Annotated in this window: 20 protein-coding genes; 13 read left to right on the top strand and 7 right to left on the bottom strand. The window is 57.1% G+C overall.

Annotated elements, in window-relative coordinates:
- The first annotated feature begins 2 nt into the window (after positions 1-2).
- The 12 genes from E9677_RS01595 (at position 3) to E9677_RS01540 (ending at position 18800) form a co-directional block, all read left to right on the top strand.
- Positions 3-3017 carry a type I restriction endonuclease subunit R gene (locus E9677_RS01595; RefSeq protein WP_136556348.1) on the top strand — a complete coding sequence of 1005 codons (3015 nt, stop codon included), beginning with the start codon at positions 3-5 and terminating at the stop codon, positions 3015-3017.
- A 1-nt stretch (position 3018) separates the two neighbouring features.
- Entirely contained in the window at positions 3019-3762 is a 744-nt protein-coding gene (locus E9677_RS01590) for a M48 family metallopeptidase (RefSeq protein ID WP_136556347.1), read from the top strand.
- 312 nt (positions 3763-4074) lie between these two features.
- Positions 4075-7218 (top strand): AAA domain-containing protein, encoded by a 3144-nt coding sequence (locus E9677_RS01585; RefSeq protein WP_136556346.1) that lies wholly within the window; start codon positions 4075-4077, stop codon positions 7216-7218.
- The gene (locus E9677_RS01580; RefSeq protein WP_136556345.1) at positions 7190-8710 is read left to right on the top strand and encodes a coiled-coil domain-containing protein; all 1521 of its coding nucleotides are present in this window, start codon (positions 7190-7192) and stop codon (positions 8708-8710) included. Before E9677_RS01585 ends, E9677_RS01580 begins: the two co-directional genes overlap by 29 nt.
- Positions 8711-8719: 9 nt before the next feature.
- Positions 8720-10756, top strand: coding sequence for a chromosome segregation ATPase-like protein (locus tag E9677_RS01575; RefSeq protein ID WP_136556344.1), 2037 nt, complete (start codon positions 8720-8722; stop codon positions 10754-10756).
- Complete coding sequence (locus tag E9677_RS01570; protein ID WP_136557152.1) at positions 10756-12252, top strand: DUF2357 domain-containing protein; 1497 nt, start codon at positions 10756-10758, stop codon at positions 12250-12252. The genes E9677_RS01575 and E9677_RS01570 overlap by 1 nt, the downstream gene beginning before the upstream one ends.
- Positions 12252-14597, top strand: coding sequence for a hypothetical protein (locus E9677_RS01565; RefSeq protein WP_136556343.1), 2346 nt, complete (start codon positions 12252-12254; stop codon positions 14595-14597). The genes E9677_RS01570 and E9677_RS01565 overlap by 1 nt, the downstream gene beginning before the upstream one ends.
- Before the next feature lie 116 nt (positions 14598-14713).
- A complete protein-coding gene (locus E9677_RS01560) occupies positions 14714-15853 on the top strand; it encodes a PIN domain-containing protein (RefSeq protein WP_136556342.1) in 1140 nt (379 codons plus the stop codon).
- Between the two features lie 214 nt (positions 15854-16067).
- Positions 16068-16499: a hypothetical protein gene (locus E9677_RS01555; protein WP_136556341.1), complete on the top strand. Its 432-nt coding sequence runs from the start codon at positions 16068-16070 to the stop codon at positions 16497-16499.
- A 978-nt stretch (positions 16500-17477) separates the two neighbouring features.
- Positions 17478-17813, top strand: coding sequence for a DUF2293 domain-containing protein (locus E9677_RS01550; RefSeq protein WP_136556340.1), 336 nt, complete (start codon positions 17478-17480; stop codon positions 17811-17813).
- On the top strand, positions 17803-18180 hold the full coding sequence (locus tag E9677_RS01545) for a hypothetical protein (protein ID WP_136556339.1): 378 nt from the start codon (positions 17803-17805) through the stop codon (positions 18178-18180). The genes E9677_RS01550 and E9677_RS01545 overlap by 11 nt, the downstream gene beginning before the upstream one ends.
- A gap of 233 nt (positions 18181-18413) precedes the next feature.
- Positions 18414-18800, top strand: a complete 387-nt coding sequence (locus E9677_RS01540) for a hypothetical protein (protein WP_136556338.1) — start codon at positions 18414-18416, stop codon at positions 18798-18800.
- A gap of 156 nt (positions 18801-18956) precedes the next feature.
- Here E9677_RS01540 and E9677_RS01535 read toward each other — a convergent pair whose 3' ends face one another.
- Positions 18957-19163: a hypothetical protein gene (locus E9677_RS01535; RefSeq protein WP_136556337.1), complete on the bottom strand. Its 207-nt coding sequence runs from the start codon at positions 19161-19163 to the stop codon at positions 18957-18959.
- A 329-nt stretch (positions 19164-19492) separates the two neighbouring features.
- Between E9677_RS01535 and E9677_RS01530 the strand changes: the two genes are divergently transcribed.
- Positions 19493-19672, top strand: coding sequence for a hypothetical protein (locus E9677_RS01530; protein WP_136556336.1), 180 nt, complete (start codon positions 19493-19495; stop codon positions 19670-19672).
- Between the two features lie 34 nt (positions 19673-19706).
- Here the strand turns inward: E9677_RS01530 and E9677_RS25370 are convergent, their stop codons facing one another.
- From E9677_RS25370 to E9677_RS01510, 6 genes are all read right to left on the bottom strand, one after another.
- Positions 19707-19907 (bottom strand): hypothetical protein, encoded by a 201-nt coding sequence (locus E9677_RS25370; RefSeq protein ID WP_205910115.1) that lies wholly within the window; start codon positions 19905-19907, stop codon positions 19707-19709.
- Positions 19862-20107 carry a HipA domain-containing protein gene (locus E9677_RS25365; protein ID WP_205910085.1) on the bottom strand — a complete coding sequence of 82 codons (246 nt, stop codon included), beginning with the start codon at positions 20105-20107 and terminating at the stop codon, positions 19862-19864. Before E9677_RS25365 ends, E9677_RS25370 begins: the two co-directional genes overlap by 46 nt.
- A gap of 342 nt (positions 20108-20449) precedes the next feature.
- On the bottom strand, positions 20450-20800 hold the full coding sequence (locus E9677_RS01520) for a hypothetical protein (RefSeq protein WP_136556335.1): 351 nt from the start codon (positions 20798-20800) through the stop codon (positions 20450-20452).
- A gap of 23 nt (positions 20801-20823) precedes the next feature.
- The gene (locus E9677_RS25360) at positions 20824-21210 is read right to left on the bottom strand and encodes a hypothetical protein (RefSeq protein ID WP_205910084.1); all 387 of its coding nucleotides are present in this window, start codon (positions 21208-21210) and stop codon (positions 20824-20826) included.
- 53 nt (positions 21211-21263) lie between these two features.
- The gene (locus E9677_RS25355; RefSeq protein ID WP_205910083.1) at positions 21264-21500 is read right to left on the bottom strand and encodes a HipA N-terminal domain-containing protein; all 237 of its coding nucleotides are present in this window, start codon (positions 21498-21500) and stop codon (positions 21264-21266) included.
- Positions 21497-21730 carry a helix-turn-helix domain-containing protein gene (locus E9677_RS01510; RefSeq protein ID WP_136556334.1) on the bottom strand — a complete coding sequence of 78 codons (234 nt, stop codon included), beginning with the start codon at positions 21728-21730 and terminating at the stop codon, positions 21497-21499. The genes E9677_RS25355 and E9677_RS01510 overlap by 4 nt, the downstream gene beginning before the upstream one ends.
- Positions 21731-21894 lie beyond the last annotated feature (164 nt).

Raw genomic sequence — 21894 nt, 5'->3', positions numbered from 1 at the left:
CAATGAGCCAAGGCCCCGAATGGCATTTTGCCGAGCGCCCGACGATCGAGCATCTGAAGGCCATGGGCTATGGCTTCGTGGCGCCGGCGGAGCATGCCAGTTTGCGCCAGGGCGAGAACCAGGTTCTGTTTCGCCCTCAGCTCATCGACGCGCTGATGCGCATCAACGGGATCGACCGCGCGTCTGCCGAGGCCGCCTATGGCGAGCTTGCGGCGATCAGCGGCAATGAGACCTGGTTAAAAGTGCTGCGCGGCGATTATGCCCGCAAGGTGAACGGCCAGGAGACGCGCCAGACGCTGCGGGTGATCGATTTTCTTAATCCCAGCAACAACCTGTTCTCCGTCACGCATCAGCTGCGGGTGAAGGCGGAGAATACGCGCAAGCCCGATGTCGTTATCTATGTGAACGGCATTCCACTGATCGTGATCGAGGCGAAAAGCCCGCTGAATGTGAAAGACAAGACCGGCGAGGCCTTCGAGCAGATCCGGCAATATGAGCAGGACATTCCGCGCCTGTTCTTCTCCAATGTCTGCAACATCGTCACCGACGGCGCCTTGGTGCTGTATGGCGCGAGCGGCTCCGGCTCCAAATACTATGCCGAATGGCGCGACCCCTGGCCGAAGCTGGAGAGTGATTTTACCGATACGCTCGCCAAGGGCCTCTGGTGCCTGCTGGAGCCAAGCCGGCTGCTGGATCTGATCGCGCATTACGTCGTGTTCGAAAAGACCGAGACAGGCACGATCAAGAAGATATGCCGGTATCAGCAGTTCCGCGCCGTCAATCGCATCGTTGAACGCGTCATTGAGGGCAAGCACCGGCAGGGGCTGATATGGCACACGCAGGGCAGCGGCAAATCGCTGACCATGGTGTTTGCAGCGCTGAAGCTGAAGACGCACCGGACGATACAGTCCGAGCGGCTCACCAATCCGAACATTCTGGTGCTGACCGACCGGGTGGACCTGCACAGCCAGATCAGCGGCACCTTTGTCGCCTGCGGCTTGCCGAACCCGACGCCGATCGAGAGCATCAGAGATCTGCACGCGCTGATCCGCAGCGGCACGGACGGACATACGGCGCTGTCCACCATCTTCAAATTCCAGGGCTCGAAGGAGGCGATTGCCAATTCCGAAAACTGGATCGTGATGGTGGATGAGGCCCACCGCACTCAGGAGAAGGATCTCGGCGCCTATCTGCGCGCAACGCTGCCCAACGCCCGCTTCTTCGGCTTTACCGGCACGCCGGTGAAGAAGGACGACAAGAACACCTACGAGAATTTTGGTGTGCCGGGAGAAGGCTATCTCGACAAATACGGCATCGACGACGCCGTTGCCGATGGCGCGACGGTGCCGATCTATTATACCGGTCGCAAGACCGACTGGCATATCGACGAGGCGAAGATCGATATCCTGTTCGACACCTGGTTTGCCGAGCTGGACGATGACAAGCTCAACGAGATCAAGAAACGCGGGGTGCAGATCGAGGATCTGGTCAAGCATCCGCGCCGCATCGAACTGATCGCTTACGACATCTGGACGCATTTTAAGCAATATGGCCGGCCAGATGGTTTCAAAGCGCAGATCGTCGCCATCGATCGCGAGGCGGTGATTCTCTATAAGCAGGCGCTGACGAAGGTCATTGCCGAGGATCTGAAAGCCGAGGGCATCGAGCCTGCCGAGGCGCTAGCCCGCGCCAATGCCATGTCGGCCTGCGTCTATTCGATCAACCAGGAAGACAGCAAGCCGAGCGAGGATGCGCACAAGCAGGCCATCCGCACTGAGCTGAAGGCGCATTATCTGGATGCCGAGGCCGAAAAGCTGGCGAAGAAGGCCTTTGGCCGCAAGGGCGACGATCCACAGTTCCTCATCGTCTGCGACAAGCTCTTGACTGGCTTCGACTGCCCGATCGAAAGCGTGATGTATCTCGACAAACCGCTGAAGGAGCACGGGTTGTTGCAGGCCATCGCCCGCACCAACCGCGTTTCCGACGCCCGGAAGCGCAACGGGCTGATCGTCGATTACATTGGCGTCTCCGGCCATCTGGAGGAGGCGCTCTCTTCTTACCGCGCCGATGACGTGAAGAACGCCATGCGCGACCTGGACGATCTGCGCAATCAGCTACAGGCAGCCCACTCCGCCGTCGCCGCGCTGATGAAATCGCTGAAACGTAAGGCGAACGACAAGGACGCGCTGAAGGCGGAATATGATGCCTTCGTGAAGCTGCTGGGCACCGAGGATAAGTGGTTCGACTTCAAGGCTAGGGCGCGCAGCTTCATCGCGCTCTATGAAACGCTGAGCCCTGACCCGAGCGTTCTGGAGTTCACCGCCGATCTGAAATGGGTCGCGAACTTCCTGCTCTATGGCACCCAGCACTTCGAAAAGCGCCAGGCCTTCGACCAGATGAATTACAGCGAGAAGATCCGCGAGATGCTGGAGAAGCATCTGGAGGCAACGGGTCTGAGCGTCACCGTCAAGCTGCGCCACATCACGGATCCGGAGTTCTGGGAGGATTTCGATCCCGAGGGCAAGACCGAGGAAGACCTGATGACGGCGGCGATCCGCAAGACGACGGAGCTGCGCAAGACCGTCACCGAGCGGATTGACGACAGTCCGCACCAATACGGCAAGTTCTCGGAGCGCCTGCGCCAACTTCTGGAAAAGCTCGAAAGCGCGCAGCTATCTTGGAGCGAGAAGCTGAAGGCAGCCGAAGAACTGGCAAAGGACATCACGGCTGAGGACGCCGCGCATTTAGAGGCAGGTCTCTCTCCCGGCGCCTACGGCATCCTGCAGATCCTGAACGGCTTCACTTCCGGACCGCACGGCGAGGATCTGGCAATGCGGCTGGAGAAACTTTACACCGACCCCGTGACCGCTCCATCAGGCTGGTGGGCGAAGGATGGTCTTCGCAAGAGCCTGCGCCAGCAGGTGCGCTCGATCGCGCATCTAGCCGGTCTGAAGCAGCTCAGGGAGATCCCGGAAGAGGTCGAGGCCTACGCGCTCAAGCATTTTGCGGGGCAGTGACATGGCCGTCTATCGCATAGGCAGCCAGGAGATCGTATACACCTTGCGGCGCTCGCCCAAAGCCCGCAGGGCAAGCCTCAGCGTCACGCCAAAATCCTTCGAGCTCCTGGTGCCGGACAGCGCCACCGACGAACAGATCAGCGCGGTGCTGGACCGCCGGCGCGCCTGGATCATCAAGACCGTGCAGCATATGGCGGAACGCGCCAAAGCGCAGACGCGCGTCTACCAGTTCGTGACTGGCGCCAAGATCCCCTATCGCGGCCGGATGGCCCGGCTCACCATCGAGCCCTTCGATGGCTCCCTGGTCGAGGTCAGCTTTCGCAACGGCTTCCAGATCCACAAGCCCGTCGACCTCTCGCCGGAGTCATCCGATACCATCATCGAGAGCGCGCTCCGTCTCTGGCTGAAACGCCGCGTGCGTGACGACGCCCGCGATTTCGTCCGCAAGCATGGCGAACGCCACGGATTGAAGCCACGCGGGGTGGTGATCAAGGAGCAGAAACACATGTGGGGCAGCTGCGGCCAGGACCGGCAGATCAACCTCAACTGGCACCTGATTTTCGCGCCGAAGCCGGTGCTCGAATATGCGGTGGTCCACGAGATGTGCCATCTGAAGCACCGCAACCATGAACCGGAGTTCTGGGACTTCGTTGGGCGCGTTTTGCCAGACTGGCAGGAGCGTAAGGCTTGGCTCGACAAGAACGAGCACATGCTGGGGTGGGAGAAGGTGAAGCCGGTGGCATAATCGCATTGCAGATTTCCACGAGACCACGAGCCTACCTAAGGAAAACTCCTAGCTTCCTCGGTCAACTGAACCGCGCGGGGCTGAACCGTTAAAATCGCTTTCCACAAGCCCAAAAGTGTGGCGGGAAATCGGTCTCATTTGCTTCAATCATCATTGACATTTCACTGAATGATTGTGCACCTATGCCGTGCGAAGCGATGACATACCGTTCAATGACTGTAATGCAGATTCCTGGGTTACCTTCAAACCATTCGGCTCTTCTCTTGGTTCGCCAGAAGCTTAATAGCTTAACATCCTAATAGAGAAAAGCTTATGTCTCTTCTGCTCCGAACGATCTCTGCGTTGCCAGGCGGACGAACGACGAGTGAGCTGCTTGCTCTCCTGGATGTCGATTTCGATCCGAGGATGAGAGCTTCCATTTATGCCGAGCTTGCCGCCCTTTCCGAAGCCGGCAAGATCTCGAAAGGTCGCGACGGCCGCTGGCGTGCAGTCTCTGCCATGCGTCCCATGGCAACCGCTGTCGGCGCACCAGCCGATTCATCAGGTGCGGGAGTTCTGCAGGCAGCGCCCGCAGTCTTTCTCAGCCTCACCCAAAGTGGCGATTTGCCTGAGCCAACTGATGCGCCGAATGTGCCTGAGCCCGCGGCGTTACTACGTTACTACCGCTCAGCTCTTCGCTCCGATCCACGTGGCGCGATTTCTCAGGCTGAAGAGCGCCATGGAATCCAATTTCATCTCATAACGGGATCAGGTCCACTTACCGGCGACGATGGGCAAGGTATCCAAGTCAAGATCGGGCTTGGTGATCTTTCTGACGAGTTCAGAAAGGCGTTGCTGAAACGTGAAGCCAACGAACAGACAATGGCAGTCGGGTGGCCTATCGCCGTCAGCCAAACCAAAGGCTCTCCGGTCATCTGGCCGATCGGTCTGATTAGCGCGGACTGGGTGCGCACCGAGACACATCTGGAGCTTACCATCGACGCCGATGATCTTCTGGTGAATCCTGACTGGCTCAAAGGGGCGGCACGTAGTGAGCGATGGACTGAAAAAGCTCTTCGCGAAGTTTTCAGTCAACCGGAAGGCACCGGTCTGCCAATGGACGACTTTTTAGTGCGACTGAAAGAGGCAGTGGGCGGCAGCATCAAGGGAAAGCTTTCCGGACGTAGCCTTTCGACAGAACTCGATCCAGCTCAACCTGGAATCTACAACATCGCCGGCATCTTTCTGCCAACAGACAGCACATTCACTGCCGGAGCTGTTCGTGATCTCGACCGTATTGCGACATGGAGCCAAGACGAGCTTTCGAGAACGGCTCTTGCGCCAATCCTTGGCCTAGAAAGTTCGGTTGAGCCTACATCCGCCGCATCGCTCAACACAGGACCGCTCAACCGAGAACAACTTGCAGCAGTTGAGAAAGCGCTGGGCTCTAGCCTCACGGTCGTCACAGGCCCTCCGGGGACCGGCAAGAGTCAAGCTATCGTCTCGATTGTGGCATCTATCCTCAATGCGGACGGATCTGTCCTTGTGGCATCGAAGAACCATCAAGCCCTCGATGCGGTTGAAGAGCGGCTGCGCGGTATTGCCAACGACGTGCCATTTATTGTTCGGACACTCGATCCCGCTAGGGACTTAGATTTGTCATTCAACGCAATCCTGACGGAATTGATTCGAGAGCCTAGTAGGCCGGGTCCTGCCCCAGATCTAATTGCCCGTGCGAAGCTTGCCAATACCGCGAGGTTGAGGGCAGACGCGTTGCGGACGATTGATGAGATTGGTCGCCTGCGATGCCATATTGCAGAGCTTATCGAGCGCCTGGAAGCCCGTCGCGAGGCGGAACCTAATCCGTCCGAAGCGCCATCAGCCGCCGCACGCGTTTCCATCTTTACCCGACTGCTCGAAGTGCTCAATCGGATCATCGGGAGAAAAAGTGCTGCCATCGTTAACGATGATCCGGCAGCCAAAGGCGCTTCGGACGAGACACTGAAGAGGCATCTTGCCGAATTGCAGCAGGAATGTGAGCGCCTTGGCGCGCCAGAGGATCCTGTTTCGTTGACGGCGGAGATTGCGGAACTTGTCCAGTCGATCATGCCGCGGGCTCTTCTCCAAAGGACGGTGCTGACCGAGGCTGAAAGACAGCAATTGGGTGAAGAGCACGCGAATCTTGAGCTCGCTCAGTCGACCGGCCCCTTACGTCCTGAGTTGGCCACGAAGGTCGTTGGTCGCCGCCCGCTTTGGCTCGCGTCGGTCCTCGGTGCTCCAAAGCGTATTCCGCTGGCGGCGGGGCTTTTCGACTTGGTCATCTTTGATGAAGCCAGTCAGTGCGATGTCGCTTCAGCGCTGCCCCTTTTCGCGCGTGCCAAGCGCGCTGTTGTTGTGGGTGACAATAAGCAGCTGTCTTTCATCAGTCAGCTGGGGATCGCCCATGACCGCAACCTCATGCAGGCGCAAGGTCTGCCAATAGCCTCCATGGGCCGCTTCGCACAAAGCCGGCAATCGTTGTTCGACTTGGCTAACCTTACGCCGGGAGCGTCAAAGGTCATGTTGCGGGACCAATACCGTTCAGCAACAGACATCGTCGAATACATCAACGAAGCATTTTACGGAGGAAAGCTGCGTGTCGCTGGCGACCAGGAGAGGCTGAACGCGCCCCTTGGATTGAAACCTGGAATCGTCTGGAAGGACGTTCCCTCTCCGTCGACGCCCATGTCGACGAATGTGAATCTGGCCGAAGTTTCTGCCATCACGCATCACCTGAAGCTCTTGCTCCTTATAGAAGCATACTCTGGCACCGTTGGCGTTATTGCGCCTTTCCGACCTCAGGTGCAGGCACTGAGCGACGCGATCCATGCGGCAATCCCGGAGCAAGTGATTGAAAAGGCCGATCTACGAATTGGAACAGTGGATAGCTTCCAAGGGCAGGAACGTGACCTGATCCTGTTCTCACCCTGCCTCGGACCATCCAGCGCCATGTCTGCTGTTTCCTTTGTCCAGAAAGACTGGCGTCGGTTGAACGTAGCGATCAGTCGTGCGCGTGCAGTTGCTCACGTGTTCGGGGATCTCAGCTACGCACGCTCGGGCAAAGTCAGCAGCCTCCAGAGGCTCGCAAGGGTGGCCACCGAACCGCGAAAGCGCACTGCAGAGACCACGTTCGACAGCGAATGGGAGCGGCGGGTGTTTTACGCACTCAAGGCGCAGGGGCTTGAAGCAATCCCTCAATTCGAGATTGCCGGCCGCAGGCTCGACTTTGCACTGTTCGGGCGAGGCGAGATCAAGCTCGACCTAGAGATCGACGGACGCCATTGGCACGCGGACACAGATGGAAAACGCAAACTCGCCGATCACTGGCGGGACAAGCAGCTTCAATCACTTGGATGGCGCGTTCAGCGCTTCTGGGTCGACGAGCTGGAAAAGGATTTGGAGGGATGCATTGAGCGCGTCAAACAACAACTTTCGTAAATCGCATCGTTTCACCGTTTTGGCCGGCTTGCTGGCCGGTGTCTCAGTTGCAGCGCTTGGAACGATCTTCTTCCAAATGGATCAGCTGGAACGTCGCTATGGCGTGATCGCATCAGAGATTGATCGCTTTAATAATGAGCGCATATCTGCAGTCAGACAGCGAGATGAGATCAACTCGGAGATCGCGTCGAAGAACCGAGAATTTGAAAAGCTGCAAAGCGAGTTCACCAATAAGGTTAGCTCATTGAAAGCCGCTGAGGACCAGTTGGTTGAATTGCAAACTCGGCTGAACGAAGGCGAGACTGCCTTGCAGGCACTATCAAAGCGGCAAGGAGCTGCGCAAGCAGCCATTGAAGAAGCAGCGAGCCTAAAGGCAACCGTCTCGTCGCTCCAGGCTGAGAGGTCGAAGCTGCAGGCTGAGCAAAAGAAGTCTCGGACGGAATTGGATCGTCTGACGCAGAGTTTGAAAGACAGTGAGCAGGCCTACAGCCTGAAGCAGCAGGATCTCGAAGATGCAGACGCACGGCTTTCGGAGCTCAACCGCAAAATTGCTGATGCGCAAGTTCGTAGTAGCGACTTAGACGATCTGAAACGAGAGGTGGAAGGTTTAGAAAAGAACCAGGCGAACCTACAATCGACGAAGGCCTCGTTGGAGCAAGAGGTCGAAAACTATGCCGATCAACTCACGACACTGAAGAGCCAAGTAGAGAGCGCGAAGGCTGAAGCCGCATCGGCGGAAAAGGACGCCGACGACCTCAAGATTGCCCGAGACGCAGTAGCGACGAGTAACGAAGACCTAGACAAAAAGCTGCAGCAGCTTCGCACAGACATCGCACGGCTCGAGGGGCAGCAACAGAGCGCAACTCTTGCCACCGACGCCGCGAGATCTGCTGCGGCTGAGGCGGAAGGTCGGCAGAGACAAGCTGAGGAACTCAGAACACAAGCTCAGAGCCAACTTGCAAGCCTGCTGCCCCAAATAGACGCGGCCCAAAAACAAAAAGCCGAACTTGCAGCCACGATCGAAGCACTTGAAAGAGACGCTGCGGCTGCCCGCGTCGTTGTTTCTCAGGCGGCAGAGGCAGAGCGACGTAGAAGCGCGGCAGACGCAGCTCAGCAAAGCTTAAGGCAGCAGATTGCTGGCGCCGAGGGACAGCTATTGCAGTTGCAGAGCCAGCGCGAAACCGAACAGGCAAGCCTGGATGCTCTTCGATCCCAGTTGAGCAAGCTTCAAGGCACAGCGGAGCAGACGCGCCTCATTTCGGCAGACATCGATGCTCTGCAGGGCCAGCTGAAAACCTTAACACAACAAGTCTCGGAGCTGCGGCAAGAGCAGGCGGCTCTGACCGAGGACATCAAAACCAAGCGGTCTATGCTCAGCGCTCTGAATTCCGATTCCGCAAGGATACCGGCGTCGGGTTCGCAGGAACCGACCGACGATGCCCCGGTAACCTCTGACACAACCCAGCAGCCCAACACTGCCCCGGAGCAATAAGGTCCCGCAATGCTTACGTCGAATACCCTTATATTCCTGCTGCTCGGGATCGGCCTATTTGGACTCATCGGCATCCAGTTGTTCTTCGCGATTTTTCACGACCGCGTCGTTTCTGCCGCAGGTCCGCAGCGTGCGCTGGAGGCCCTTCTAGTTGACATCGACAGCAAGAGAGACCTTCTGAGAGATGTTGAGACAGAACTTGCTGAACGGCGGAAGCGGCTTGAGAACATCGCAGACATTCAGGCCGAGTATGATGCCACAAAGCGGCAGCTGGATGAGCTAAAGCTTGAGTGGAGTCTCCAAGACGAAAAGAGAGCTGAGATCCGCAAGCTGACCGTCGAAATGGAAACTGCTCTCGCAGCGAAAGCGACAGTCGACGCAGATCTCGCGACCGCACGGCTCGACCTTGAAGCGGTGCAGGATCGCATAGTTGCGGCCGAGCGCATGTTCGCACAGATCGAGCTGATGAAGAGTGAACTGGCGGAACTTGAGCGTCAGATCACCGCTCTCCGTGAGGAGAAGCGAGATCTAGCGGATTCCGAGGCGCGTCTCGAAGAGGTAAATCAGTCGTTGGCTGAAAGCGAACGCGAACTCGCCCATCTAAGTGGCCGGGTTGAAGCGGCCCGCGGTGAGTTTGAGTTGATGCGCGAACAGCAAGCGGCAGAACGCGCCGCAGCCGTTGAGGCAAGATCTGAGCTGGCAAACGTCGCAGCCAAGCTGGCAGCCGCACAGGAACAGATCAGTTCTGCTGAACGGTCGGTCGTCTCTCTGGAGGATAGGAGAGCCGCACTTCTGGCCAAACTTGCCCATCTGGAGGAGTTGGCTGGTAATTCAGCTGACGCGGGCGCCGATCCCGACGTTTCAAAGCAAGTCGACGAACGGCTGAAAGAGTTGAGCCTTCTCCCACCTGTTCTGTCTGGACTGAAAGAATGGAAAGATCGGGCGCCGGAAAACGAAGCCGATGCTCTCAAACACGTCGGGGACAGACTGAAGGCCAGTGGGCTAGACTACCCTGATCGGGTGGTCCGGGCTTTCCATACCGCCATGAAGGTAAATGAGACAGCGCAGATGGCTGTCCTTGCGGGCATATCTGGGACGGGCAAGAGCCAGCTGCCCAGGCAGTATGCGGCGGCTATGGGTATTGGCTTCCTTCAGGTTCCCGTGCAGCCGAGGTGGGATAGCCCTCAGGATTTGATGGGCTTCTACAACTATATCGAAAAGCGCTTCAGGCCGACCGACATGGCCAGGGCGCTGTATCAGCTCGACTTCCTGAACAATCCGAAATCGGAGTTCCAGGACCGAATGCTGATGGTTCTGCTCGATGAGATGAACCTCGCGCGCGTCGAATATTACTTCTCTGACTTTCTCAGCCGGCTCGAGAGCCGACCGTCTGCCAAAAACGTTGAAAAGGCTGAACTCCGCAAGGACGCCGAGATCGAACTGGAAATTCCAATGCCCAAGGGTCGGGAGGCGCCCAGAATCTTCCCCGGCTACAATCTTCTCTTCGCGGGCACCATGAACGAGGACGAGAGCACTCAGTCGCTTTCCGACAAGGTTGTAGACCGAGCCAACGTTCTGAGATTCGCCGCGCCGAAAAAACTCAAGACAGCCACGGTATCGGAAAAGCTGCCAACGCCCGAAGCACTTTCGGCGAAGCGTTGGAGCAGCTGGGTTCGCGATTCGAAGGCTGTTGAAGAGAAGCCACTGGTCCAGTCCAGCCTAAACACCATGATCGAGCTGATGAGCGCCTTCAAGCGTCCTTTTGGTCACCGGCTTGGAAAAGCAATCGTGGCCTATGTTGCAAACTATCCCCTAAGCGATCGAGGCCAGGTTCTGCATGCGCCATTGGCAGATCAGGTGGAGATGAGGCTGCTCCCCAAGTTGCGCGGGCTCGAAGTGCATAGCTTTGATGACCCATTCAGCAAACTGCGAGATTTCGTGGCCAGAGACCTGGAAGATGAGGCATTGGCTCAGGCGATCGAAGACTCACGCCAGGCCGCACAGGATGGATCTGGGCAATTCGTTTGGAACGGAGTCATTCGTTGATGCTGCACCTGCCCCGTCCATGGAGTAGTGAGCGCCTTGATGCCTTCGGGGCGACGGATTGCCTGATCAGCGAGGTGACCCCACCTGCTCGTTCCAAGACGGAGCATACGGTGTTGCTCAAGGGCATGATCCAGGGGCAACCGATCGATCTGCTTCTACATCCATATCCGCGCGCAGGTTCTGGAAAAAATCCAACTCGACAGGGCTTCCCGGTCCGGCCGCCGAAAACGATCGAAAGCGAGACAGAAGAGGATCTGCGAGCGCAGGCACTTTTGCGTCGAATGAACGAGGTGCTGGCTCGAGTCCAGGAGTTGGGGGAGGCATTAGACGAGCCCGCTCACGTTTGGCCACGTCTCAAGGCCGCGTGGGAAAGGGCGGAGCACGAGGATGACCCACGCATGGCCGAGATCATCCGGCAGGCGAGAGAGATCCTCCCGAAGCTCAAGGACCTTGAACCGCGGATCCGGAAGGTGCTGCGCCGCACCCGCGAGCTTGTGCCATTGGACAGAGTGAGGGAAATGGATCGTGCTTCGATGCGTTGGCTTGTCCGCCAGCCTGGCAGCACTATTGCAGAGCGGGCAGGGTCGAGCCAACGGATCTTAGCGACGGTTCGCCGCGAAAACTTCGATACTGCTGAGAACCGAGTCTTGCACGCCTACACGGTTCTTGCCTCGGATGTGGCTAGGCAATGGATGAAGGAGCATCCGAAGGCAAAGGCCAGCCGACGCTACGAACAAGTGGACGCGCTATACCGCTTCTGCAGAACTTTTTCCCGCCTTTTGGCGGAGCTGGACGTGATGATCGCAGAGGCGGGCATTGCTCCGAACTATGTCCTCATGCAGGACGCCAACTACCGAGCGGTCTATCAAGCGTGGTTGAGACTGCTCAAGCACCAGCTGGTTGTTGACGACCTGTGGGCATGGCAGGCAGAGACATGGACAGACTTCTGTGTTCTAGCCGTGATATTGGCACTTCACGACGTTGAGGATTGCGAGCTTGTAGCGCAGTCACCAATCTTCTGGCGCTCGGAAGCAAGCCTCGGCCGATGGTTTGATCAGGATAATCCCATCGCAGTCTTCTGGCTGAAGCGGCTCAATCGTATTGTTGAAGTTCATTCCCGCCCAAGTCAGGCCAGGGGGCTTCTGAGCTATGCGCGTTCACATGTGGCATTGAAGATTACGGACCCAAGCCGCGTTGACGTCCCCCGCACAGTGGCAGTTTGGACACCTCATACTCTTGACCGCATAGACGTGAAGGAAGCTGTCGTAGAAGCCAACAGGCGCCTGATGGCCATCCAGAAGGTCTCAACGTCAGAAACCTTGAGGCAGGGCCTTATCCTGACACCAGCTAATGGTTTGCCTGAGGTGGTGGAGGCGAGCGATGTCCGGACAAATGTCCAGGGCGTAGCTTTCGATCCGGCGGGGGCCGGGCTCAAGCTTGGTCTTGATGCGATACGAGCATTCGCCCGCGGCGACATCTACAGTTCGGGGCCCTAATGAAAAAGCTCTGTGGCTATGACCTAAATGGCTGGCGGGACTTCGCAAGTCGTAATTGGCAAATTGCGGCCGATGGTGAGGAAGCGGTAAACGACAATACCACGGAAGGTGGCGTATTCGGCTCAGTCGTTATGGTCGGGGATGGCAAAGCAAGCCGGCTTGTCGGGGGCGCACAAGCCGGGCTTGCTCCGCATGGGCGAGGCGGCGGATGGGGAGCGTTAGGAAGCGATGATCGCAGGATATCGGTCAGATCCTTGCTGAGCTCTCCTGATCCGAGCGTTCTGGCTCTTAGCCACGCATTTTCAGGGATGTTCGTCGGAGCGGGCATCGGCGTTGCGAGCATCGACGATGTCACGGACAGCAGCGAAATCCTTCAGGAACGGCTTTTAAGCGCTCTGCGGCGGTCGAAGATATCTACACCGCTCTTGGTCTGGAGGCCCGTGCTTTCGGTTCTGTATGGACTATCAGTTGAGCTCATCCAAAAGCCCTGTCGCGTCGGCGTGATCAATCATGTTGATCGAGGGTTCACTGTTCAGGCGCTCGCAGTCAAGAATCACAAGGGCCAAGGCAGCGGGGTGCTCGCACCTGAGCGCCGAAACTTTGGTCAGCTCATCGAATGCTCACTTGGATATGAGTATCTGGCGCAAACCGCACTCAGTAGCCTAGAGGCGTCAGTCTCCAATCATTGGAGCGCACCACTGCACACCGCAAGTTCAGTAGGGCGCTTGGCTCTGGGCCTTGAAACTAAACCTGAGTTGCTTCGCATGAACAACGGCGACTGGGAGGCCCTCGAGCCGCCAAACAAGCTTTCCCTAGAGTTCCCCGACTTGCCATCCGCAATACTGGATCTACTCCGCAGTTGTGACTTGGTGCTTGTTGAGTCTCTGACTGAAGGAGCCGTAAGGCAACATATACAAGATCATTTTGCTGATGCGCTTGGGATACCGCTGGTATCGCTACCACCATCGACCGTCGCCAAGGGCGCTCTGGTCGCATCGACACGAATGAACAAGCGGGAACCCGTCTATTTCGACTTCTTGCCGCAGATTTCAACAATTGTGCAAAGGCCTTCAGGCGCGGAAAGTTACGACCTTATAGATCCTGAGACTACGCTCCCGGCGGGTGAGATTTATCGAAGCCCTGCACCCGCCCAGTTCGCGATACAAGCAGGACAGGAGCGGTTCTCCATATACCTTCGCAAGCAGAACACTGCCAAGCCCAGAAAGGCGATTGTCGATCTGGGTCTGAAACTCTCGGGCACTGTGCCGGTTGAGTTGAGTGTGGAGCAAGCCCCGGCATCTGGACGCGCCAGGATTTTTGTCTACGCGGAAAGCCTTACGAGGCAGTTTCTGGTTGATTGGGACAGCGCGGAAGAACTCGTTGAGGACTGGTCTGAACTTCTTACCAAATTGGAGAAACCAGAACCGACAGTTCCAAGTCGTCTGGTCATACCTTGCTCCAAAGCTCTGTGGGACGACAGTGTCTTCGAAGTGGGTTTCGCGGAGCTCGTGAACACGAACGCCAATGTTGTTGAGGTCGATTGGAAAGCCTTGGCGGATAAAGCAGATGATCGATACGCTCGGTCTTATGCTGTTTCAAGCGATGGCCAGCTGCCATCCGAGATCGACGGCGTAACGCTCGCAAATCTAAGGAAGCTGATTGATCAAGCGCTCACTCATTTGACTTTGCGATTGTCCGGCAATTTGGATGCCGGTAACGACTCTCTCCGGTTTCTGACTTGGCTGTTCAGGCTTTGCCCGAACGACGTGGCGATCGTTCTTCTTGATGCTTGGGACCAACAAGTATCGGGCCATAAGCTCTTCAACCATCCAAGCCACTGGAAGCTGGCTTACCAGGGCTTTGGGCGGATCGTTTCTGACAAGACGCTCGAGTTGCGAGCCATACACAAGATCCTGCAGAAACCGATACAGAACTGGGTGTGGCAGCGTGAAACTGCAGCGCTAGCCTTTATGCTCTCTCGATCCGAAACCGCTCCCCGGCAGCTCACAAGGCAGAATGTTGAAGTCCTTGCCAAGCGTGTGCTTTTGGAGTTCCGGGAAAACCTTGGCACCACCTACAACAAGTTTCACTACGCGCCGTTTCTCCTCGTCGGTCTGATCCGTTGGCGAATGGTCGACAGACATGCCCTGGTTATAGGCACCGATCCAGTTGCTGATAGCCTCGCCAAAGCAACGAGGAGAACCTTGGCTGATCTCGCACATCATAGCCGCGCCAGCGCTCAGGGCAAATATGGCGTGATCCTCGAGCAAATCTTGGAAGAGCTGCAGGGTCAGGGTTCAAACCCTGACCTGCTGCTCGATATCTATAGTGGCGATAACCTATAACCTTGGCGTGCTCGTCGACCCTGCCATCGGCTCATACGCAGTGTGATTTAGATCAAAGCCGATATTTCCGCAGCTTCCATCGTATCAAGAGTTCATGGGAAGCGAGATCGGCAGCGATGAAGAAGACACGAGAGGAAATCTACCAGCTGGTTTGGTCGACACCGCTGAACAAGCTGGGATCAGAATTCGGCGTATCCGGTCAAACGCTCGCCAACGTCTGCAGACGCTTCGATATACCCGTTCCACCAGTTGGATACTGGCAGAAGCTGGCTTTCGGCAAAGCAGTCGAGAGACCTGAATTGCCGACAGAGAGGGCTGACAGAGGCTTAGTTGTCCGTTTGGGCCCGAAGGTGCCACGCCATACCCTGGCCGCTAAACCGGTCGAGATTCGCGAAGTTAGGTCAGGAGCAGTCGAAAACGTCCAGACAGCGCCCCCTCCGCACCCGATCGTGGCTTCAATCCGCAAGCGCCTCGCAAGACTTAAATGGTATGAGGACTTTGCCACTATCACGTTGCCGCCCTTCAAATTCATGACGTCGCCCGGCCCCATCGGGCGAATATGCAACCTCGTTGACCAGCTGGTGCGGGAGATACAAGGGCAAGGTTGGATTTTGCAGAAGCAGGATACCGAGGCATGGCGTCTAATCATCCAGGAGGAAGAGATCTGGATCAGTTTCAACGAGCAGACCAAGAGGGTTGCTCACATTCCGACTAAGCAAGAACTGCGGGATGCAGCGGAATACTCGTGGCACAAGATCCCGGAATTCGACCATGTGCCATCGGGTTTGTTGAAGCTCACGATTACGAACGCCAGCTATCTCGGACTGCGCGTCAACTGGGCCGATGGAAAGAAGCAGCGGCTAGAGGCGACCATGCCTAGCATCTTGGAGGGGTTGGCAGCAGCCGGCTTTTCCCTTCACGCACGCCGTTTGGAGAGGGAGGAGCAAGCCCGCCAATACGCGATCTGGGAGAAACGCGAAGCCGAACGGAAACGCTCAGAGCAAATCCAGTTCGCGCGCGTTGGCGAACTGAGGGTTATGGCACGACGGCATCGCGAAGCCGCCGAATTGAGAGCATTCGTTACCGCTGTCCAAGCGCTCGTGGCCCAATCGCCGGTTAGCGAGAGCAGCGCAGCAGTGGAATGGCTCACCTGGGCAGAGCAGGCCGTTGCGTGGCTGGACCCATTGGGGTCCGGACCGCCCCATCTGATGTCAGAGCACGATGCCTACTACAGTGCCTATAAATATCGGGAGTAGCGTCTGGTTTACTCAGGGATTTTCACTGGCTGGCCCCGATATGTTGATCGATGCGAAGGGCAGGAAGAGAGCCGCGCGCGTCACGGAGGCCTTCTGCATTCGCGTCGGGATTAGTGTAGCTCATCACCGCCGCCTGACGCTTGCTCTTTAAAGACTAGCGGAATACAACCGTGAGCCGAACTTGATAGCCATTTCTGTCCATTAAATTTCAAAGATGATTGAGCAGACACTAGTCACCTACGCGCCATTGATCGCCCACTTTGGCGCTATCGGCCTTTCATTTCTGCTGTTTCTGATCATTGACCTTCGCACAAAGCCCATGTCTGGATGGGCGAAAGTCGTGCTTAACTTGGCGCTGGCCTACGCGGTCCTGGTCGGCTTTGCGTTCGTCACCAATGCCTACTTGGACTGGCGTGTTTACGCGTTCGACCTGAATGGCGACGGCATGTTTACCGACGACGAGGCAACAGCGGAGCATGTCTGGTTGATGAGAGAGTGGATATCAGACGCCGGCCGCAACTTGGCGCCGTTCTTCGCGGTCGTTATCGCTCCGATTATCGTTCTGATCGCCTATGTGCTCACGTTAATCCGGAGGGCCACGACAAAGATATTTAAGGCTGCGACTGCGCGCCGATGGAGTCGTTGAGATTGTGGGAGGTTTTAGCTCTTGTAGGGTAAAGCGGAAGAGCACTGTCGCGCTTGCTCGCCGCTAAGGTGAGGTGGCTGTCTGTCATCTATGAGCAGTCGCTGTCTCTGGCCAGGTCAAAATAGACCTCACTTCTTAGTTGCGTCTGCCTCATGCTTCCCCCGCAGTTTAGACCTACACAGGAGGTTCGAGGCGGAGATTGCAGGCAAAACATTGCGGCGGCGCTCTGCCATCGCTCCCCCGTCGATGCAGGAATGTATCAATTTGACCGAGCATTGTTGACTCTGAACTACGACAACGGAGCCCATCTGGTTCAAGCAAGCGTGAATATCGCTTGCCACGGCAGTATCCGCATCGGCTCAGAAAAATGCCTTTTCGCCCCTGACCGGTATAGGTTGTCGGTATTATCGTAGCCTACGTTTGCACTGCTGAACGGCTATCATCGGTTGTGGTGTGGCAGGGGCAGCGGAGCGAGGCGACCACAGCTGTTGCATCTCTGCGCCTTCTTGAAACAGAAGTTGACACGATGGGGGAAATCTCTGTTTTCGTGCCTAAAGTGACAACTAAATGGAAAGCTCCGTCAACATAACGGTGCGTTAAACGGCAGGCGCAGTCAGGCTCCGTCAACTTTTTGGCATGAAAGGTTGGCACTCGAGGCACTATGAGCGGGATTAAGTTGTCAGTGACAACGTGAGCGCCAACGTTGGGTTGCGCCCTGAGGTTGTGGTCGTTTTCATGGGAGGATTGGCGCCAGGAATGTCGGTGGCGTCTAAAGGCATCCCCATCGACTTTCCTCGGAAACCTAGGACTTCGATTTCCCGCTAAAGGATGCCCTCCCGGTGTTGTGGCAAGGACACGTCGCCCAACGAGCTTTAAAAGCACCCCAGATTATCCCCGCAATCCACAGGAATAAGCGTTTGTTTATCTGGCACCCGCTGTGATCGTTAGTGAGCTCCACCTATTAAATCGGAGCGAACGATGACGAGATACAGGATTGATGCTGTAACCAAGCACATCCGCAAGAAGCACCCAGGCTGCCCAGACTTTGCAGTTGCCTGGTTTGCCGCCGAGATTGCCAGCAAGAACTGGACAGGTGCCACAATAGGCAAGGCGGTTGGCATAACGATGCAAACGCACTTGCGCCATCACCACACCGACTACGACACTCTTTTGCTCACCGGGATTGACCGAGTGGAAGCCCGCCGGCGCGTCCAGCCGCGCGTGAACGCCATCATAGATAGCTGGCGGCGGCGAAAGGAATCGTTCCAGGAGGCGCAACCTGTCGAAGGGAGCGTAGACGATTATGGGCGGTAATCACCAGAACTGGCACCATCTCGCAGTAACGCTGCGTGCTCGCCTGGATGATATCGGATCTGGCGGATGGCATGCGCTATACGACGCTGGGATCAGGGGCACATATCTGACCTTCCTTCTTACTGGCAGAGCTCGCCTGAAACTCGAATTCGTGAAGCCTGTGGCGCAGGCGCTGAACCTGGACGAGAACAGGTTGTTCTGCACCGCACTTGAAGGCATGCATCAGACCCAAGACCTTCCTTACCTGAACGAATTCCTGTGGCGAATGATTGATTCATTCGAAGAGGTGAAGCCACAGGAAGAGCAGAAAAAGAAGAAGAAAAGGAAGCATAAGAAGAGGGAAAAGAGAGAGAAGAAGATCGACTGACCGCGCCTTCGGCGGATTGAACTGCTTGTTCAATCCTGTATTGCCTTGGAGATCCGGCCTACTCCTGGATCCACTCGCTCTACCTGGCGCGTGCCTGGAACCTGCTAGGGGCTTTAAATGGAGCCCCTGTCATCCGGCGCATGGGTTCTCTTCGTCGGCGTCAGCCCCCGAGACACCCCCACGCAACCCTCCGCTATAAGTAACTCATCGACATCAAGAGATGAGTGCACGACATGAACAGCTTATCGATCCGCAACTATCTCACCGAGTGCATCGCAACTGTAGGCCTGAGCCTCCATGACATCGACGGCCCATCAGGCTCGCCTGAACGCCTGGTCCGGCTTGTCCTGGACGGAAACGCAAAGATGCCGCTCGATAAGGTCCCCGCCGTCGCTGCTATGCTCAATTGCGATGACAGAGCCCTATTCCGGGTGTCGCTCGCGCAATTCTACAGCGCTGACACTGTTGCCCTCTTGGAGCGCATGCTCGGCCCGCAGGAGAGGAGCGCCGGCGAAGATGCATGGGTGAGTTTTGTCAGGAGCGTGGCACCGGATGATGTGCAGCCCCCTGACAGTTTTGCTCGAAACATGCTGCGGTCCTTGTTGAACAGGACTACATGATCGGAAGTTGCCTAGTGAAAGTTGGTTGTCGCGCTGGAGCGTGAGCCTAGGTTCTTGTCGTTCATCAGACTTCGGGACGGTAGACGTCATCCAAACTGCCCCGCAAGCCGGAGTCGGCGTCAGCGAGGGTGGAGGGCTAGTGCCGGTGAGCTGCTGTCAGGCGCGCTCGTCGGTCTCAGATTGTTTGAGGTAGTCTAGGATGGTCTTGTCGCTTACGAGCAATTCCTTCACGAATGAGGCGACGTCCACCTCTTCGGAATTGGGGCGGGCTTGATAGGTTGTCGATGTAGGCTGATCCGTGCCCGAAATCGTGCGCGAAGAGCCCTGTTCTTCGGTGCCACTACGGACGTCCTTCTCGGTCACTGTTGATCCCTTCTTCGATGGCGCCTCGAGATGATTTGTAACCTGGTCTCGCCATCGCTCCGCAAGCTAGGCGCATTTGATCCCGATCCGCGGATCATACGGTAATAGTTGCCATGCGGCGAGTCTTCGCACGGCGCTAGCGGATCTTAGTCAGCCGCGGCAAGAAGAGGTATCGCGAGTGAGCGCCAGTGCCTCAGGTCAGCGATCGATCCCTAGGATCGCTGCCATTCCCCGCCTCGGGGCGGCTGATTGGCTCTCGAAGCGTGATACTTTGCGCCGAGCAGGCAGAACCACGCTGCCTCCCACTGGTCGACTGCGAGGCGAAGACGATGAACGACAACAGCGTGAAACTCATTGGCCGGGCCAAGCGCCACAAGTCGTCAGCAGCGGGAGACCTTGTCGGGAGAGAGTATGAGCGCCACGGGGCGCTCATGGAAGCGCTGAGGCTGTCCGAGGCTGATAACGACGCTGCCCAGGAACCGGCGAACGAGACTGACGTCGAACGCTAGGCTGTCCTTTCTCCGTAAGAGGCAGCTGTAGGGACTACTGGCTCGGCTTTTCCAACGCCCTTCGCACCAGGGCGCATCTTGTGTCGATAACTTTCCGGACAGTCTGCAAGATCGGATGGTAGGTGCCATTCTCAGACATCTCTTCCATCAGCACGTCGGCTTCCGCCCCGATCGCGTCTGCCATCCGCATCAACTCGCCGGCGAGCATGCGCGTCGCGGTTTTGTTGGACGGCACGAGCGACGCCCATTGCTCCAGCGGATCGTGTCTGGCAGTGACCTGCCACAGAGAGACATCGCCATCTTCTTTGAGAGTCGTGGATAGGCAGCCGTGCAGATGGCATCATACATCGGTGCGAGGTCCGGCGCCTTCCCGCTATAGAGCAGGGCATAATTTTTGGCATGGTCGTCGGCATTGCCGATCAGGTAGTGAAACATCAGCATTCGCTGGACGCGCAATGTCTCGGCCGCGTGCTGGGCCGTTGGACCGGATCATTCGAGGCATAGGGGCTGCGATGGTTTCACCCAGATTGACCATGACGGCCGGGCGACTGTCGGACTCAGCGGGGCAAGGGTAGCGCGCTTTCCATGGCCCATCCTCTATCAGCCTCCGCCTACCGTATGCGGATGACGGTTTTATCCAGGCTGGGCGATTCGTGGTCGAGGTAGCTACCCTCAAATATGACTGAGCTTGGTCATCGTATGCGTCTTCTCTTTGCGCTTCGATGATTTGAATTTAGCTCAGATCCTCATGGAGTGCGGCAGGTTACTGACGTTGGATCAGTTGCAGGGAAAGGTGTCGCGAGCGGCCATGATCATGACCAGGCCAAGCTCTTTACTGGCTCGTTCACCATCGGCCGGATTGTCCTCAATGTAGGATTTGACCATACCCCGGACGGTGTCCAGACCCATGCCCAGCTTTTCGGGCTGGCAATAGTTTCGAACCCCGTCTCTGGTTTCTGTCCAGATGTGCATCCACTGTAGCCCTTGCCAGGTCGAGTAGACGACTGCTTGGAAGAATTGGGATTCCCCACTGTTATCCAACACATCGTTGACAGTAAGCTCTTTAGAGGAAACTGGCGGCGCGAAACTGAATGTTGCGATGAAGACGGCAGTAACTAAACGTCGCATGAGTGTCTCCTAGTTGCCGCAACCTATCCAGATGCCTCAGCCTTATCAATTGGCCCCGTCTCGTGGATGATCCGGCCTCCATGGCGCACACGGTAGAGCATCCCGGCGCCTGGCTGCTCGACGAATGCGTCGAAGGCGCGGTTTGCGACGACGATGTTCACCGAGCCGGCGACCCGTTCCCATTTCTCAACGCTGGTGTGGCGGCGCTCGATGACGAACGGGAACTGATCGCCATGGAAGTTGACGCTGGTGCCGGGCAGATCGAGCACGACTTTGGTTTCACCGACCAGGTAGAACTCCGTGCGCCCCGGCCCGTAGATCCAGCACAGATACTCGCCGGCCGGTCCCGCGCGGCGCGCCTTTGAACAAACCTGCCACTGCAATTGGGCGCCGGCAAGCGAGAGGCGCACGTCTGCTTCCCCGCCGAGCAGTGGCCTCTGTCTGAGCAGGTGAGAGGATCTCTTTAAGGTGCTGCAGTCAATCGACGTCGGGCGCCTTCATCAGGCGGGAGCCCGGAGAAGAACGGGCGGGCGACGCGATCGACGAAAAGATCTTGCCTAACCGGTAGGGAGGCTGACAAGGCGACTGGATCACTGACAAGGTAGTCACCGTCATAAGTGAAGGTGAGCGAGGCGTCGTCGTCCTGCTTGAGCTCGCCGGCGTTTCGATCCTTGAGATTGACGTCTAGCACGCGGCTCATGAGGATGCCCCGCGGGAGGTAATGCTCACAATCAAGCCGAGCGTCTGCAGGACAGTCAGAGCAAGTCCAACCCGACAGCTTGCCTTGCCGCTCTCCAGCTCGCGCACGAACCGAATGCCTACGCCGGCGACATCGGCAAGCTGTTCCTGGGTCAGTTGCTGACGCTTTCGCTCAGCACGGATCAGCTGGCCGAGTGCTACGCTATCGGAGGCTGTTGCCATGTGAATCATCCCTTTCGGGACTATTGAAGCACAATAGTCAAATAATCGCGCGAAAACGAACCGAACGGGACTATCAAAGCTTTAGATGTCCACCGGAATCAAATCGACCCGATCAAGACTCATGAAAAGCGGGCGGGAAGGAGCGGATATGGAGGGGGGACCGACTGTCGACC

It is taken from the genome of Peteryoungia rhizophila, from assembly GCF_004912145.1.
Lineage (GTDB): Bacteria > Pseudomonadota > Alphaproteobacteria > Rhizobiales > Rhizobiaceae > Allorhizobium > Allorhizobium rhizophilum.
Note: the sequence above shows the minus strand (reverse complement) of the source record. Positions and strands in the feature narration are given on the sequence as shown.